Raw genomic sequence first — 1,446 nt, 5'->3', positions numbered from 1 at the left:
CTGTCAGTCCGTATGTGTATTGCGCAAATAATCCGGTAATCAATATTGACCCTGACGGCAGAAAGATTGTATTAACAGGCACTCAGGAACAGCGTATTGCAGTGTTGATAGAACTGCAGAAGCTTACAAACGACAAATTGGGCGTGAGGCGTTATGACGGTGCGGTCATCATTATGGCACATGGAACAAAGAATACGGATATGGAACTGTCCACCGGCACAAGTCTTATATATGAATTAGTAAATCATGACAGAACCGTGGAAATCATGCAAGGTGACGCATATCACGAACATCCTGTATACAGACGAGATGCATTTAACGGGAAGGGGACAGATACAGAGGTCTATTACTCTTTTGACACAGATGTCACAACTATCGTCCAAAACAGAAAAACAGGAAAAAGTGTTTCAGAGGTGATACCTCGGCATATTGCTCTCGGACATGAACTTATACATGGACACAGGTCATTGAACGGAGTTGCTAAAGATCCAGATTTGAAAATGAAATACTCATATACTGATATAGATGGCTACATTTATGAAGCAAATGAGAAAATAGAAGAACTTGAGACAACAGGTCTTTCCGGTAATTATAAATTTACAGAGAATGACTTGAGGGAGGAGGAAAAGTTAAGAAAAAGAATAAAATATTAAAAGAAAAAGAATATGAAAAAGTGTATGATATTTGTATTGGTCATGACATGTCTGATAGTGTCATGTAGTAAAGAAGACAGTCCGAAAAACGGAATTCTATGCCGTTGCATGCTGATGAATGTAAGTTCCTTAAACTATAATTATTTGATAGAAATTACCGATAGTGGCACAATCAGAGTTTCGTCAGGTGTATTGTGCGGAGAAGTGGATAGTGAGATTCTTTATGAAGACAGTACATTGGAAGGGAACCTGTCTGAGTTTAACTTTTTTGAAGAAATAAAACGTGTGGAACAGAGACAATTGTCTAAGGATGAGCAGAAGCTGGTATATGATTGTATTGCTGATATTGAAAATAAGAAATTAAAGGAATTCAATTCTCTTGTAGGCGAATACTGGAATGATGCATGGGCGGTAGTAATGATAATAGACGATAAAAAATATGTTGCACTTCATCCTCCTTATGAAGAACTATTAATCTTATTCAATATTCTTATGGAATTGTCTCCTGTAGATATCAGGAAGGAAACGGGAATATCATTCAGGTTAAAATCCGTACAAGAACGCCTGAAAAACGGCTATGACAATATATATGAAAAATATCGGGACCAAATATTGCCGAAATCCTGTTGGGAAAGAACAAAAGAATGGTTTGACTAACAATAATGAGATTTTGGATTAATGAACAGGCTTACCGATGCGACATACGACGATGCCGGCGGAGGAAAGAACCATTACAATGAAACTGTCAGATACAATCAGAATGGCTCGCCACTCACAATTATGCGCAATGGCA

The 1,446-nt window shown here is 37.8% G+C and carries 2 protein-coding genes; both read left to right on the top strand.

Features of this window, described 5'->3' with window-relative positions:
* Positions 1-653, top strand: a 653-nt coding sequence (locus E5358_RS14915) for a M91 family zinc metallopeptidase (protein ID WP_277821339.1), incomplete at its 5' end; no start/stop codon positions are given.
* A 144-nt stretch (positions 654-797) separates the two neighbouring features.
* Positions 798-1,310: a hypothetical protein gene (locus E5358_RS14910; RefSeq protein WP_135940939.1), complete on the top strand. Its 513-nt coding sequence runs from the start codon at positions 798-800 to the stop codon at positions 1,308-1,310.
* Positions 1,311-1,446 lie beyond the last annotated feature (136 nt).

Origin of the sequence: Palleniella muris, from assembly GCF_004792655.1 — a bacterium.
GTDB lineage: Bacteria > Bacteroidota > Bacteroidia > Bacteroidales > Bacteroidaceae > Prevotella > Prevotella muris_A.
The sequence above is the reverse complement of the archived record's forward strand: the minus strand, read 5'-3'. Positions and strand labels throughout refer to the sequence as shown.